Annotated in this window: 15 protein-coding genes and 1 pseudogene; 10 read left to right on the top strand and 6 right to left on the bottom strand. The window is 70.4% G+C overall.

Translation table 11 applies throughout. The annotated features are described in order from the left end of the window. Positions 1-9: 9 nt before the first annotated feature. Both IF78_RS0116990 and IF78_RS0116985 read left to right on the top strand, forming a co-directional pair. Entirely contained in the window at positions 10-1,188 is a 1,179-nt protein-coding gene (locus IF78_RS0116990; protein WP_031482180.1) for a 4-hydroxybenzoate 3-monooxygenase, read from the top strand. Between the two features lie 30 nt (positions 1,189-1,218). After that, positions 1,219-2,655, top strand: a complete 1,437-nt coding sequence (locus tag IF78_RS0116985; protein WP_031482178.1) for an aldehyde dehydrogenase family protein — start codon at positions 1,219-1,221, stop codon at positions 2,653-2,655. Between the two features lie 33 nt (positions 2,656-2,688). Here the strand turns inward: IF78_RS0116985 and trxA are convergent, their stop codons facing one another. Next, on the bottom strand, positions 2,689-3,075 hold the full coding sequence (trxA, locus tag IF78_RS0116980; RefSeq protein WP_031482176.1) for a thioredoxin: 387 nt from the start codon (positions 3,073-3,075) through the stop codon (positions 2,689-2,691). Here trxA and IF78_RS50435 point away from each other — a divergent pair. Together IF78_RS50435 and IF78_RS0116975 are read left to right on the top strand one after the other, a co-directional pair. Further along, positions 3,074-3,202 carry a hypothetical protein gene (locus IF78_RS50435; protein WP_280514406.1) on the top strand — a complete coding sequence of 43 codons (129 nt, stop codon included), beginning with the start codon at positions 3,074-3,076 and terminating at the stop codon, positions 3,200-3,202. The two genes, trxA and IF78_RS50435, sit on opposite strands and share 2 nt — an antisense overlap. A 4-nt stretch (positions 3,203-3,206) precedes the next feature. Continuing rightward, complete coding sequence (locus IF78_RS0116975) at positions 3,207-4,640, top strand: dihydrolipoyl dehydrogenase family protein (RefSeq protein WP_031482174.1); 1,434 nt, start codon at positions 3,207-3,209, stop codon at positions 4,638-4,640. Between the two features lie 23 nt (positions 4,641-4,663). On the opposite strand, the gene IF78_RS0116970 is transcribed toward IF78_RS0116975, so the two are convergent. Next, positions 4,664-5,311 (bottom strand): peptide deformylase, encoded by a 648-nt coding sequence (locus tag IF78_RS0116970; RefSeq protein WP_031482172.1) that lies wholly within the window; start codon positions 5,309-5,311, stop codon positions 4,664-4,666. 161 nt (positions 5,312-5,472) lie between these two features. On the opposite strand from IF78_RS0116970, the gene IF78_RS0116965 reads away from it, so the two are divergent. After that, positions 5,473-6,873: a PepSY-associated TM helix domain-containing protein gene (locus IF78_RS0116965; RefSeq protein WP_031482170.1), complete on the top strand. Its 1,401-nt coding sequence runs from the start codon at positions 5,473-5,475 to the stop codon at positions 6,871-6,873. A 58-nt stretch (positions 6,874-6,931) separates the two neighbouring features. On the opposite strand, the gene IF78_RS0116960 is transcribed toward IF78_RS0116965, so the two are convergent. Genes IF78_RS0116960 through IF78_RS0116950 form a run of 3 tightly spaced genes read right to left on the bottom strand, consistent with a single transcriptional unit; the run spans position 6,932 to position 8,346 of the window. Further along, entirely contained in the window at positions 6,932-7,279 is a 348-nt protein-coding gene (locus IF78_RS0116960) for a tetratricopeptide repeat protein (RefSeq protein ID WP_031482168.1), read from the bottom strand. Positions 7,280-7,336: 57 nt separating this feature from the next. Further along, positions 7,337-7,801 carry a winged helix DNA-binding protein gene (locus IF78_RS0116955; protein WP_031482166.1) on the bottom strand — a complete coding sequence of 155 codons (465 nt, stop codon included), beginning with the start codon at positions 7,799-7,801 and terminating at the stop codon, positions 7,337-7,339. Further along, complete coding sequence (locus IF78_RS0116950; RefSeq protein ID WP_031482164.1) at positions 7,798-8,346, bottom strand: MarR family winged helix-turn-helix transcriptional regulator; 549 nt, start codon at positions 8,344-8,346, stop codon at positions 7,798-7,800. The genes IF78_RS0116955 and IF78_RS0116950 overlap by 4 nt, the downstream gene beginning before the upstream one ends. Positions 8,347-8,459: 113 nt before the next feature. On the opposite strand from IF78_RS0116950, the gene IF78_RS0116945 reads away from it, so the two are divergent. From IF78_RS0116945 to IF78_RS43705, 5 genes and pseudogenes are all read left to right on the top strand, one after another. Further along, entirely contained in the window at positions 8,460-9,425 is a 966-nt protein-coding gene (locus IF78_RS0116945) for a pirin family protein (protein WP_031482162.1), read from the top strand. Positions 9,426-10,443: 1,018 nt separating this feature from the next. Continuing rightward, positions 10,444-10,593 (top strand): hypothetical protein, encoded by a 150-nt coding sequence (locus tag IF78_RS48450; RefSeq protein ID WP_158751422.1) that lies wholly within the window; start codon positions 10,444-10,446, stop codon positions 10,591-10,593. A gap of 614 nt (positions 10,594-11,207) precedes the next feature. Continuing rightward, entirely contained in the window at positions 11,208-11,486 is a 279-nt protein-coding gene (locus IF78_RS0116925; protein ID WP_031482160.1) for a hypothetical protein, read from the top strand. 19 nt (positions 11,487-11,505) lie between these two features. Then, complete coding sequence (locus IF78_RS0116920; RefSeq protein ID WP_158751420.1) at positions 11,506-12,534, top strand: hypothetical protein; 1,029 nt, start codon at positions 11,506-11,508, stop codon at positions 12,532-12,534. 418 nt (positions 12,535-12,952) lie between these two features. Then, a pseudogene (locus tag IF78_RS43705) lies at positions 12,953-13,467 on the top strand (DinB family protein). A 663-nt stretch (positions 13,468-14,130) separates the two neighbouring features. Here IF78_RS43705 and IF78_RS48445 read toward each other — a convergent pair. After that, positions 14,131-14,280 carry a hypothetical protein gene (locus IF78_RS48445; protein ID WP_158751418.1) on the bottom strand — a complete coding sequence of 50 codons (150 nt, stop codon included), beginning with the start codon at positions 14,278-14,280 and terminating at the stop codon, positions 14,131-14,133. Between the last annotated feature and the right edge of the window lie 68 nt (positions 14,281-14,348).

Genomic DNA, 14,348 nt, shown 5'->3' with positions numbered 1-14,348 from the left:
AGGCGTGGGATGCGCACGAGGGTCGGCATCGTCGGCGGCGGCCCCGCCGGACTGCTGCTCGCGCGCCTGCTGCACCGTGCCGGCATCGACTGCGTGGTCCTGGAGTGCCGGACGCGGGAGTACGTCGAGCAGCGCCAGCGGGCCGGGATGCTGGAGCAGGGCACGGTCCACGCGTTGCAGGAGGCCGGCGCCGCCGAGCGGCTGCAGGCCGAGGGCCTGGTGCACCAGGGCATCGAGCTGCGCTTCGCCCGGGAACGTCACCACATCGACTTCCCGGCCCTCACCGGCGGCCGTACCGTGACGATCTACGCCCAGACCGAGATCGTGAAGGACCTCGTCGCCCTCCAACTCGAGGACGGGCCACCGCTGTTGTTCGAGGCCGAGGCCCTCGCGGTCGAGAAACCGGAGAGCGACGCACCCGTCGTCCGGTTCCGGCACGAGGGTCGCGAGCAGACGCTGACCTGCGACTGGGTCGCCGGCTGCGACGGCTTCCACGGCGTCTCCCGCGACGCCTTCCCGGCCGGGGCCGGGCGGTCGTACGCGCACGACTACCCCTACTCCTGGCTCGGCATCCTGGCCGAAGTGCCGCCGTCCTGCGATGAGTTGATCTATGCGCGCGGTGAACGCGGGTTCGCCCTGCACAGCATGCGCTCACCGTCCGTCTCCCGGCTCTATCTCCAGGTCCCCAACGACACCGACCCCGCCGACTGGCCCGACGACCGCGTCTGGGACGAACTCGCCGCGCGCTTCGCCATCGACGGCGACTGGACGCTGAACCGCGGCCCCATCACCTCCAAGTCCGTGACGACGATGCGCAGTTACGTCCACGAGCCGATGCGCCACGGCCGGCTCCTGCTCGCCGGGGACGCCGCCCACATCGTCCCGCCGACCGGCGCCAAGGGCCTCAACCTCGCGGTCTCGGACGTACGGGTGCTCGCCCGCGCCCTCATCGCGCTGTATCGCACAGGTGGCGCACACCTTCTCGACGAGTACTCGGAGTTGTGTCTTCAGAGGGTGTGGCAGGCCACCCGTTTCTCCGACGACATGACTAGGATGTTGCACGCTCAACCAAATGGGGATGCGTTCGACGACCGGATGCAGCTCGCACGGCTGCGCCGGATCACCGCATCCCGTCACGCGGCCGCCGAACTGGCGGCGAACTACTCGGGACTTCCGCTCCCCGTGTGAGTCCCGCCGGTGATCGAACGGAGAGTCGCAATGCCGTTGCTCGACCCCAAGACCTGGCAGTCCAGCTCCCTGTCGGGAGAGGAGTACGCCGTCACCGAGCCCGCCACCGGCGACACCCTCGGCACCGTCACCCTGGCCACCGCCGAGGACGTCGGTACGGCCGCACAGGCCGCCCGTGCCGCCCACTCCGAGTGGGCCCGCGTCCCGCACTTCGTGCGCGCCGGTGTGCTGCGCAAGGCCGGTGACCTGTTCGCCGCGCACGCCGAGGAGCTGCGCGAGTGGATCGTCCGCGAGTCGGGCTCGATCCCCGGCAAGGCCGACTTCGAGCTGCACGTCGCCGCCCAGGAGTGCTACGAGGCCGCGGCCCTCGCCTCCCGCCCGGCCGGTCAGGTCCTGCCCAGCGAAGCACCCCGGCTGTCCTACACGCGCCGGGTCCCCGTCGGGGTCGTCGGCGTGATCTCCCCGTTCAACGCCCCGCTGATCCTGTCCATCCGCTCGGTCGCCCCGGCCCTCGCGCTCGGCAACGCGGTGGTGCTGAAGCCGGACCCGCGCACCGCGGTCTGCGGCGGGCTGTCGTTGGCCGCGGTCTTCGCCGAGGCCGGTCTGCCGGAGGGGCTGCTGCACATCCTGCCGGGCGGCCCCGAGGCGGGCCAGGCGCTGGTGGCCGACCCGCGGGTGCCCGTGATCTCCTTCACCGGGTCCACGGCCGCCGGCCGGGCCGTCGGCGAGGCCGCCGGGCGGCATCTCAAGCGCGCGCACTTGGAGTTGGGCGGCAACTCCGCGCTGATCGTGCTGGAGGACGCCGACATCGACGCGGTGATCTCCACGGCGGCCTGGGGTTCCTTCTTCCACCAGGGCCAGATCTGCATGACGACCGGCCGCCACCTCGTCCACCAGTCCCTGTACGCGGAGTACGTCGAGCGGCTCGCGGCCAAGGCCGACTCCCTCGCCGTCGGCGACCCGCACCGCGCCCAGGTCCACCTCGGCCCGCTCATCGACGCCGGCCAGCTCGGCAAGGTGCACGGGCTGGTGGAGGCCAGCACCTCCCGGGGCGCCAAGCTGGCGGCGGGCGGCACCCACGAGGAGCTCTTCTACCGGCCGACGGTGCTCGCCGGAGTCGACGAGCAGACCCCCGCGTACGCCGAGGAGGTCTTCGGTCCTGTCGCGCCCGTACGCGCCTTCAGCACCGCCGACGAGGCCGCCGCGCTCGCCGCGGCGAGCTCCTACGGCCTCTCCCTGGGCATCGTCACCGGTGACGCCGCCCGCGGCCTCGATCTGGCCGAGCGCATCCCGACTGGCATCGTGCACATCAACGACCAGACCGTGAACGACGAGGCCGTCGCCCCCTTCGGCGGCATCGCCGCCTCCGGCACCGGCGCCCGGTTCGGCGGCGAGGCCAACCTGGAGGCGTTCACCGACGTGCGCTGGACGACGGTGCGCGGGGACGTGGCGGCGTACCCCTTCTAGACGGGGTTCCTGCCGGTCCGCTGCACCCCGGTCCTACTGGCCGTTCTGCTCGGCTTGCTCCTGCTGGGCGGCCACGGCCTTGCGGACCTCGTCCATGTCGAGCTTCCGGGCCTGCCCGATGACGTCCGTGAGGGCGGCCTCGGGCAGCGCGCCGGGCTGCGCGAACACGGCGACACGGTCACGGACGATCATCAGCGTCGGGATCGACTGAATGCCGAAGGCGGCGGCCAGCTCCGGCTGCGCCTCGGTGTCGACCTTGCCGAACACCAGGTCCGGGTTGTCCTCGGCGGCCTTCTCGTAGACCGGCGCGAACTGACGGCACGGCCCGCACCAGGACGCCCAGAAGTCGATCAGCACGAACTCGTTGTCCGTGACCGTCTGGTCGAAGTTCTCCTTGGTGAGCTCCACGGTGCTGCTCATGGCGATATCCCTCTTCCTGGTGTGGGGCGAAGCCGTCGGCGACAACACGGCCGCACGGTTGCGTATTCCGCTGGGTATTCCGCGCGCGTACCCGTGTGGCCACGCCGCACACCACCCGCAAGACTGACCCCATGACGGAAACGGATTCCATCGCGTACGACGTCGTGGTCCTCGGGGCCGGGCCCGTGGGGGAGAACGTGGCCGACCGCACCCGTGCGGCCGGACTGACCACCGCGGTCGTGGAGAGCGAGCTGGTCGGCGGCGAGTGCTCGTACTGGGCGTGCATGCCCAGCAAGGCGCTGCTGCGCCCGGCCATAGCCCAGGCCGACGCCCGCCGCCTGCCCGGCCTCAGCCAGGCGGTGCAGGGCCCCCTCGACGCGGCAGCTGTCCTCGCCCGGCGCAACGAGTACACCTCGAACTGGCAGGACGACGGCCAGGTCGGGTGGCTGAGCGGCATCGGCGCCGACCTCTACCGCGGCCACGGCCGCCTCACCGGACCCCGCACCCTGGAGGTGACCGGCCCCGACGGCGTACGGCATGTCCTGACCGCCCGGCACGCCGTCGCCGTGTGCACCGGCAGCCGGGCCGTCCTGCCCGACCTGCCCGCCCTCGCCGACGTCAAGCCGTGGACCAGCCGAGAAGCCACCGGCGCCCAGGCCGTGCCCGGCCGTCTGATCGTGGTCGGCGGGGGAGTGGTCGCCACCGAGATGGCCACGGCCTATCAGGCCCTCGGCTCCCGGGTCACACTCCTCGTCCGCGGCAAGGGCCTGCTCAACCGCATGGAGCCGTTCGCCGGCGAACTCGTCGCCGAGGCGCTCACCGAGGCCGGCGCCGATGTCCGCACCGGGACCTCGGCGGAGTCGGTGACCAGGGAGAACGGCACCCTCGTGGTCGTCACCGACCGCGGCGACCGCATCGAGGCCGACGAGATACTCTTCGCGACCGGGCGCGCCCCGCGCACCGACGACATAGGCCTGGACACGGTCGGCCTGGAGCCCGGCTCCTGGCTGGAGGTCGACGACACCCTGCGGGTCACCGGCAGCGAGTGGCTGTACGCGGTGGGCGATGTCAATCACCGGGCGCTCCTCACCCACCAGGGCAAGTACCAGGCCCGCATCGCGGGCGCGGCCATCGCCGCCCGCGCCTCCGGCGTCCCCCTGCTGGAATCCGACCCCTGGAGCGCCCACGCGGCCACCGCCGACCACGCCGCGGTCCCCCAGGTCGTCTTCACCGACCCGGAGGCCGCCGCCGTGGGCCTGTCCTTGGCGGAGGCGGAACAGGCCGGCCACCGCGTCCGCGCCGTGGACTACGACCTCGCCTCGGTATCCGGGGCGTCGCTGTACGGCGACGGCTACCGCGGGCGCGCCCGCATGGTCGTCGACCTGGAGCGCGAGATCCTCCTCGGCGTGACCTTCGTCGGCCCCGGCGTCGGCGAACTCATCCACTCGGCGACCGTCGCGGTCGCCGGTCAGGTGCCGATCAGCAGGCTGTGGCACGCGGTCCCGTCGTACCCGACGATCAGCGAAGTGTGGCTGCGGCTCCTCGAGTCGTACCGCGACAACTGACCTACGGCCGCCAACCGGCCTGCTCAGTCCGGCAGTCGGAAGCCCAGGGCCTTCGCCGCCTCGCCCGGGGCCGGCTGCGCCCAGTACTCGGCCACCGCCTGGTTCGAGGACAGTGAGCGCAGTTCGGCCCGGTCCAGGTAGAGCATGCCGTCGAGGTGGTCCGTCTCGTGCTGCACGATCCGGGCGGGCCACCCCGTGAACACCTCGTCGACCGCGCGCCCGTGCTCGTCCTCGCAGGTGAGCCGTACCTCGGCGGGCCGTGCCACCACCGCCTGGTAGCCCGGGACGCTCAGGCAGCCCTCGAAGAACGCGGCACGAGCGGCACCCACCGGTTCGTACGACGGGTTCACCAGCACCCGGAACGGCTGCGGCACCCGCCCCCGCGCCAGCCGCACCTCCTCCGGCACCGGTGCCGGGTCCTCGATCACCGCGATCCGCAGCGGCACACCGACCTGCGGTGCCGCGAGGCCGACGCCCGGCGCCGCGTGCATGGTGATCCGGAGGGCCTCGACGAAGCGGGCCAGCAGCGCCGGGTCCAGTTGACCGTCGAAGGGCTCGGTGGGACGCCGCAGCACCGGATCGCCGGCCGCCACGATGGGCAACGGGCCCTCGGTGGCGAGGAGTTGCTCGATCTGTTCGGCCACGGAGGCGCGGTCGTTCGGAGTTGCCATCGCGCCAGCATGCCATGGCGCGCGCAGGACCCGCCGATTCCCGTGTGACGTACGCCACTTAACGCGTCCGGAACTCGACGGACCCGCCATCCGACTACTGGACCGCTACTGCAGAGAGAAGAACGTCCCCCTCGCCGTCCCACGCCCCGGAGATGCCGCCGATGTCCACCGCTCCCTCGACCGCCACCGAGGAGGCGTCGCAGCCCGACGCCCCGGCGTCGCCGCCCAGCAGATGGGCACCGCTGCGTCCGCTGATCCTGCGACTGCACTTCTACGCCGGCGTGCTCGTCGCGCCGTTCCTGCTCGTCGCCGCGGCCACCGGCTTCCTTTACGCCGGAGCCTTCCAGGCCGAGAAGCTCGTGTACTCCCACGAGATGACCGTCCCGGTCGGCGACGAGAAGCTGCCGATGTCCGAGCAGGTCGCCGCCGCGCGCAAGGCCCACCCCGAGGGCACGGTCTCGGCGGTACGGCCCTCACCGGCGGACGACGCGTCCACCAGGGTGCTGCTGTCCGGCGTCGAGGGCGTCAACCCCGACCACACGCTCGCCGTGTTCGTCGACCCGTACACCGCCGAGGTGCGCGGCTCCCTCGAACAGTACGGCGCGACCGGCGCGCTGCCCCTGCGCACCTGGATCGACGAGTTCCACCGCGACCTTCACCTCGGCGAGACCGGTCGCCTCTACAGCGAGTTGGCGGCCAGCTGGCTGTGGGTGATCGCGGCCGGCGGCCTGGTGCTGTGGTTCACCCGCCGCCGCGCCCTGCGCAAGGTGCGGGGCACCAGTGGCCGCCGTCGTACGCTCGGCCTGCACGGCACTGTCGGCGTCTGGGCCGCGATCGGGTTCTTCTTCCTGTCGGCGACCGGCCTGACCTGGTCGGCGTACGCCGGCGCCAACATCGACGAACTGCGCACCTCGCTCGGCCAGGCCACCCCGTCCGTCTCGGCCTCGGCGGGCGGCGACCACGGGGGCCACGGCGCCGCCGCCGGCACCGGAGGGAGCGGCGAGCACGGCGTCGGCCTCGACAAGGTTCTGGCCGCCGCGCGCGCCGAGGGCCTGGGCGATCCCGTGGAGATCGTGCCGCCCGCCGACGACTCGTCCGCGTACGTGGTGAAGCAGGTGCAGCGCAGCTGGCCGACGAAGCAGGACTCGGTCGCCATCGACCCTGCCTCCGGCGAGGTCGTCGACGTGCTGCGGTTCACCGACTTCCCCGTGCTGGCCAAGTTGACCCGCTGGGGCATCGACCTGCACACCGGGGTCCTGTTCGGGCTGGTCAACCAGATCGCCCTGATGCTGCTGGCACTTTCGCTGATCCTGCTGATCGTGTGGGGCTACCGCATGTGGTGGCAGCGCGGTCGCGGCTCCGCCTTCGGGCGGCCCATCCCGCGCGGCGCCTGGCAGCAGGTGCCTCCGCTGATCCTGGTCCCGCTGGTGGCGGTGGTCGCCGTGATCGGCTACTTCCTGCCGCTGCTCGGCATCTCGCTGGCCGCCTTCGTCGTCGTGGACGTCGTGCTGGGCGAGGTGGCCCATCGGCGGGGGAAGCGGACGCCCGCGGAAGCGAAGTAGCGGAGAACCCCAACACTTGGGGCCCGGTTTCCGGGGGGATCCGGGCCCCTCGCCATGCTCAGAGCTGCTCGAAGTCGCCCGCCAGCGCCGACGCGAGGCGCATGTGCGGCTCTGCCTCCGCGTGCCGTCCCTGCCGTTGCAGGGTGCGGCCCAGCATCAGCCGGGCGTACTGCTCGACGGGGTCGCGCTCGATGACTACACGCAACTCGCTCTCCGCACGCCGCAGTTGGGCCGAGTGGTAGTAGGCGCGCGCCAGCAGCAGCCGCGGTCCGGTCTGCTCGGGCGCCTCCTCGACCAGCTTGCCGAGGACGCGCGCGGCGGCGGCGTAGTCCTTGGCGCCGAAGAACATCTGCGCGCGCTCCCAGCGCTCGGCCGGTGTTCCGTGGTCGTAGTACGTCGTGTCCACTCGTGACCTCCTTCGACGCCGTCAACGGAGCGCGGTAGTTCAATATTCCACCACTGGTCACCCGGTCATGGCGGCGAGCTCGGCGTCGGCCCGCTGGGTGATGAGGGTCAGCACGCGTCCGGCGACGGCCAGATCCTCCGTCGGGATACCGGCGTAGATCCGGGCGCTGATGGGGGCGGTCTCGGTGGAAGTCCTGACGTACAGCTCCCGTCCGGCGTCCGTGATCCCTACCCGGGACCGCTCCTGAGGGGCCAGCAACTCCGCGGTGATGAGTTCGCCGACCACGGAGTGAGCCTCCGCGGCGTCGATCTTCAGCGCGCCGACGACACTGTCGACGAGGTGGTCCCGCTCGACCGGTCCGTCCGCGACGGCGACGAGTCGAAGGGTGACGGACTGCTGGAACGTCGCGCCGTGGCGGGCCAGTACGCGCTCGAGAAGCGCGCGGCCGGCGTAGTGGGCCAGGGCTATGACCCGGGGGTCGAGCAGGGGAGTGGTGGTGGTCGGCGGCTGGGTGGTGGTCATGACTGCTCCTTGTCGGACTCGTTGCCTGACTCGGTGTCGAGGGCGAGCGGGTCGAGGGCGAGCGGGTCGAGGGCGAGCGGGTCGAGGGCGAGCGGGTCGAGAGGCGCGTCGAGCAGGATCGCCAGGTCGCGCGTGAACTCCCCGGTGCGCGCGCTGTCCAGCCCGCCGAGCGGCGCCAGCAACTGCTCGAGCAGCCCCTGGACGACCTTGATCGCCTGACGGGTCCGCTCACGGCCCTGCTCGGTCAGCGCCAGCTGCACCGCGCGCGGGTCACGGGGGTCCCTGGTGCGTTCGAGGAGACCGGCGCTCTCCAGGGAGCGCGCCAGCTTGGAGACGTAGAGCGGTTCCAGTCCGGTGTGGTCGGCGAGACGCCGCTGGCTGGGGCGTTCCCCGCGGCGCTGCATGCCGTACAGCGAGGCCACCAGCGCGTATTGCGCATGGGTGAGCCCCAGTGGGGTCACGGCCCGGTCGACCGCGACCCGCCACTTCGTCGACAGGCGCCACACCAGGAAACCGGGAGTGGCCTTCTCGGAACCCTTGCTCATGCTCGATACAGTACATGGCTACTATATCCATGACTACTATTTTCTGAACCGCATCGAGACAGCGCCGGGTGACGGACTGACGCGGCGGCCCCGGCGGGGCTAGTTTGGGCGCCATGAGCAATCTTGATCGCGAGGCGGTGCCCGCCATCTGCGGCGGCCGTGGTTTCGTCGTGGCGGAGCCCGTACGCGAACTTCTCAGCCCTCGCCACGTCAAGCTCGGCGAGTCCACCGAAGTGCGTCGACTGCTGCCCAACCTGGGTCGACGCATGGTCGGCGCCTGGTGTTTCGTCGATCACTACGGCCCCGACGACATCGCCGACGAGCCCGGCATGCAGGTGCCGCCCCACCCGCACATGGGTCTGCAGACGGTCAGCTGGCTGCACGAGGGCGAGGTGCTGCACCGCGACTCGACCGGCAGCCTGCAGACCATCCGCCCGCGGGAACTGGGCCTGATGACCTCGGGCCGGGCGATCAGCCACTCCGAGGAGAGCCCCAGATCGCACGCCCGTTTCCTGCACGGCGCCCAGCTCTGGGTCGCCCTCCCGGACGGCCACCGCCACACCGACCCGCACTTCGAACACCACGCCGAGCTGCCCGTCGTCACGGCACCGGGCCTGCGGGCCACGCTGATCCTCGGCGACCTCGACGGCGCGAGCTCGCCCGGTACGACGTACACCCCGATCGTCGGCGCGGACCTGACCCTGGCCCGCGGCGCGGACGTACGCCTCCCCCTGGAGCCGGACTTCGAGTACGCCGTCCTGTCCATGTCCGGCGAGGCCCACGTGGACGGCGTACCGGTACTGCCCGGCTCCATGCTCTACCTCGGCTGCGGCCGCACCGAACTCCCGGTGCGCGCCGAGTCGGACGCGGGCCTCATGCTCCTCGGCGGTGAGCCGTTCGAGGAGGAGCTGGTCATGTTCTGGAACTGGATCGGGCGATCTCAGGAGGAGATCGTGCAGGCGCGTCGGGACTGGATGGAAGGGTCGCGGTTCGGGGAGGTGAAGGGGTACGACGGGGCGCCACTGCCCGCACCGGAACTGCCGCCGGTGCCGTTGAAGCCGCGGGGGAGAGTGCGCTGACCAGCTGAAACGCGTCAGCGTTGGTGGCCGCAAGGCGGAAGGCGGTCGGGTAATTCTCACTGTCTTCCACCTGCTTGCCGGGAGGCGTCTGAATAGCTGGCTGGCTCCGGCTGGTGCGGTTGGCGATTCCATGGTGTGGCTGCCTGTGGGCGGCTGTGGCAGGACTCTTGCTGACCTAATGGTGACTTTGCTGACGCCTCGTCAGGCCCGGGCGAGGGGCTCTTCTCCCAGGTGCGGGGCTTGCGGAGGTGTTTGCAGGTTCGGTGGTGGCCGGACCGATGCTGACTTGGCTGGCGGTCGAGTCAGGCGTTGCGGAGGGACGGCGTCGCTCACGCTGCCGCCGTTGAGGGCTCACAAGATTCCGTTGTCGCCGCTGTCCTCGGCAGCGCCGCTTGCGTCCGATCCGAAGGTGCTGCGCCGGAGAGTGACTAGCAGGTTCTTCGTCTGCTGGTGGTACATCGCGCGCATCGCCCTGATCAACGCGAATGCGCGGTTCTAAGGGAAGTGGGCCGATCTGGCCCGCGTATGGTCCGGATCTTGGTTGTGAGGGGGCGCGGCAAGAGAGGGCAGCGCGTATGGCAGGCGGACCACGATTCGCGAAGCCGGAGACGAAGAGATCTTCTTGAAGTCGTCCACCAGGCGGCCCTGACCTGCGGCAACGCAGCCGATCAGGTCTCTGAGCTGCACGGATCTCTCTTTCGTGGTCTTTCAGTCTCGTGCCTCGTTGGGCAGTCGATTCTCCCCACGCGCTCCCCAGAGACGCTCGTACTCCCCAGATTCTCCCCAGAGGAGCTGCGGTGGAGGCGCATGCGGCGGAATGTTGGAGGGCGTCCGATCAGCAGCACCGGTCACGGTGAGTGAGGGAGCGAGGTAGACGTGAAGTGCGGCAGTGGGTTCGTCTTCTGCTGGCCGGTGGTGTGCCGTTCGGTGAAGGGAGGGTGTAAGTGGCGCCTCCTAGGGTGTGAGTGCTGCGTCGGTCGGTGTCGTATCGCTGGGAACCGTGGGGGAGTGGCGCGTCATGTCCGTCACCGACACCGCCTCCAACGCGGCGGTGAAGCGCGCGCGAAGTGCATTCCACCGCGGCCGGGGCCAGCCCCGGTCCGAGGCCCTCCAGCCAGGCGGCGAGGTCGTCGGGGGCATCGATCCGGGCCGGCTGGTCCGACTGTGACTACCCCGGCCACTCGCGCTCCGTCTCGACCGCGCCCTTGAACGCCTGCCCCCAGCCACCGAGGGCGGTGCCGGCACGGCTGGAGGAGCAGGAACGGGAGATCGCTGCGCAGGCCGAGGCGGCCAAGAAGCGGATGGCGGAGCTTTCCGCGCAGCTGGAGGAGTTTCACCGCACCGCCGAGGAGATCCGCATCACCGTGTTCGCCGCGGCCGCGCCCCGCCGCGGGCGCGGCAGGTGTGCGAGGCGATGGACCTGGAGATCGCGCCCAACACCATCAACAACACCCGCCTGAAACTCAAGCGGCTCGCCGAACGCGGATCCTGGCCGAGACCCAGGCGGGCTTGTTCACCCATCCGCGGCCGTAAGCCGCCCTGCGTGGCCGCGACCTGCCCGCCCACCCTCAACGAAGCAGCAAATCATCGAACCGCGCAGGGGCGGCCTCGTCGACTCGGTGGAGCCCTCCGACCGCGGGGCTGTCCAGCTCGGGACTGATCCGGGCTTCCACCGACGGGTCGGTGCGCAACCGGATCGGGTGACATTGAGTTACCGCGAACGGCGGAACAGCGTTCTTGTCATGCAAGCTGATGAGGTCACACGACAAAGGACATCTCCCTGTGAATCTTTCGTCTCGCGCCGCCCTTCTCGCCCTTGCCGCGGCCGCCGCCGTCGGCGCTTCCGCCGCTCCGGCCGCCGCGGGTGGCATCGGCGCGATCGGACTGCCGGCCCACGACACCTACTGCGCGAACGTCGGGCAGCAGGCGCAGGCCGACCGCACCCAGGAGGGTGCGGCCCCGCTGGGCGCCAACCTGGTGCAGACGCCGCTGCTCATCCAGCGCAACAGGTGCGCCAACACCGACTACGGCACCGGGCTGGGCGGGCCGCTGGGCGCGTGACGGAGCACAGAGGACAGCGGTGACCGAGACGGCTGTGGCAGCAGACTCGCACGTTGTGGTGGTGTCGCTGCGCAAGAGCGGCACCCACCTGATCGGTGAGGTGATGAAGGCGCTGGGCTATGCGCCGTTCGGCGCCGTACGGGCGTCCGGCGACATGGAGTTCGCCGACCCGGCCCAGGTACGGCGGCTTCTGGAGGTCGCCTACGGGTCCGAGGAGGCCGGACGGCTGTTCGGCGGCCACGACCGAATGGTGCTGGCGGCAGCGTTCGAGGCCGTCGTCGCGGCCCTGCACAAGATGTGGGCGATCCGGCTGGGGGCGCCCACACCGCTGTCCTTGCCCGGCGTTCCCGGGGTGGACGCCGGCCTGGTGGGGCGTCTGCTGTGCGCGCCGGAGGCCGCCGACTTCCATCTGCTGCCCGGCCGGTGCTGCTGGTTCGTCCACCAGCTCGACCTCACCGCCGCTGACCCCGCCTTCCTGAACACCTGGCTCGACACCGGCAGGCCGAGGATCATCTTCAACTACCGGAGCCTGCCGGACATCCTCGTTTCCACCATCAACTTCCTGGTCCGCGACGCGCCACCGGACCGGCCCGACCCGGTGGGTACCTTCCCCGACCACCGCGTCTACCGTGACATCCTGCGCTCCCTGCCCGACATGGACGCCCGACTCCACCTCGCGCTGACCGACCCCGGCTTCCCCGGCATGGAGACGGCCCGCCGTTCCCTGTGGCTGCTGCGCCACCCGGCCGTGTGCAAGGTGTCGTTCGAGGAACTCATCGGACCTCACGGCGGCGGCACCAGCATCGCCCAGCAGGCCGCCGTCGCCCGCATCGCCGACTTCCTCGGCAACCACGCCGCCCGTCCCGCAGCCGTCGCCGAGCAGATCTTCAACCCGAACTCCTTCACCTTCCACCAGGGCAGGACAGGAACATGGCGCGAGCACTTCGGCCCGCGCCATGAGGAACTACTCCAGCGTAACTACGGTGACGTCGCGTCTGCGTACGGAGCCCCAGCAGCCACGAACTCCTCCGCCTGCTACGGGCCTTGATTCTTCCGCCGCCCCGACGCGACCGCGCCCGCCTCTTTTCGGGCCCAGAGTTCAGACAGCGGACATGCATCGCGGGTACCTCCCTCACCAGCGGTCGGCAGCCGGTCGCACCGGCGTACGGGAGCTCTTCCCGGGTCAGGCGCCGCTTGGACTACCCGGTGGGCTGCGCTGGTGCCCGGCCTGCCATGCCTGCACGGCGGCCGCCAAGTGCTCCTGCAACTCGACTGGCATCGGCTGCCCTGACGCGATCGCGGTGACGGCCTCGGCGACCGTCCGCAGTTTCACATTGGCGCGCTGCGAGAGGGCACGTGGTGAAGGGCTCTGGCATGTCCAAGCCGTAATCGCGCCAGGGCCTGTCCGGCGGATCTTGGCCGAAAGCCAGGCGACAGTCGGAACCGAGCGCCTGACGTCCGCAGACATGGCACCTTCACTTGAGCGTCCCCCCTTGCAGGCCGACGAGCGCACCGCGCTGATCGGCTGGCTGGATCTGCAACGGCAGATCCTGAGATGGAAGTGCGATGGCCTGAGCGAGGCCGACGCGCACCGCTCTGTCATCCCGACCTCGCCGGCGATGACGATGGCTGGCCTCATCAGCCATATGCGGTGGGTCGAGCACACCTGGCTGGAGGTGCTGTTCCTGGGCGGCGACAAGACGCAGAACCCGTCCTTTGACGAGACGGACGAGGACGCGAACTGGCGTACGACGGCATTCCGTTGAAGCAACAGCTCGCGGAGTACGAGGCCCAGTGCGCCCGAAGTAACCAAATGGTGGCCGCGGCCTCCCTGGACGACGTCGGCCGCCACCCCGCCTACCGCTCCGGCAACGCCAACCTCCGCTGGATGCTCATCCATCTCGTCGAGGAGACCGGACGGCACGCGGGGCATGCGGACATCGTGAGGGAGCTACTCGACGGGGCGAAGGGGTATTACTAGGTCCTCGGTGGATCACGACCGGAGCCTGAGCTGGATCGAGACAACGGTGACGGTGCCGTGGAAGACGTAGGCGCGTTTGTGGAACCGCGTCGCGACAGCCTGGACGTTCTTGAGGGCATTGATCGTCCGCCCCGCCTCGTTCCTGCACTTGTAGATCGTCTTGTTGAAGCCGGCAGGCCGACCGTCCCTGCGGCCTCTGCGTTGCCATGGTGGCGGCCGGTGTTCCGCCCGAAGAGGAGGGATGGTCTGTTGGCCGTGACGCTCGCTTGACGCTCTGGGCGCCTGCACGCGGGGTCGAGGGCCGAGAAGTAGGTCCTGACCTGGCCTTTCTGAGACTCGCTCAGGCCGACATCTTGCCGATGACGATCATGTGGAGTGCGTGGCCATCCTTGAGCCGGTGGCCAAGGAACCCTGACCTGCGGTTTTGTGTTTGCGCATTATGTGCGGTGTGGGCGTTACGGGCGGTATCCTGACGCTCATTTGACGCTCGTTCTGATGAGGTGTCAGGTGCCTTGTTTGGGCAGGTCAGACCCTGTCGAGGTGGTGAGCGCCGATGAGACGACGAGGGCAGGCGACGCTGAGTGCAGACCGACTGAGTCCTGCTGATCGGATTGGCGGGGTGTCGCCGTCGCTACTGGAATGGATCACCCCTGCGGCTGACCGTCAGGACGACAGCCCGTCGGCATCGGCGGTGAGGACGCACCCGCGGATGGAGGTGTCGCCGTCGGCGGCCAGACACCTGGTCATGGCGGCGGTGCCGTCGGCCGACCAACTGCGCTGAGACCAGCGACCGGTCTGCGCCGGCGCCGCCATTGGGCGCCGGCGTCTTATTGGCCACGTCACTGCTCGTTCGCCGGCGCCACAACTGCGGGGCCGGGCAG

It is taken from the genome of Streptomyces bicolor, assembly GCF_000719285.1.
Lineage (GTDB): Bacteria > Actinomycetota > Actinomycetes > Streptomycetales > Streptomycetaceae > Streptomyces > Streptomyces bicolor.
Note: the sequence above shows the minus strand (reverse complement) of the source record. Positions and strands in the feature narration are given on the sequence as shown.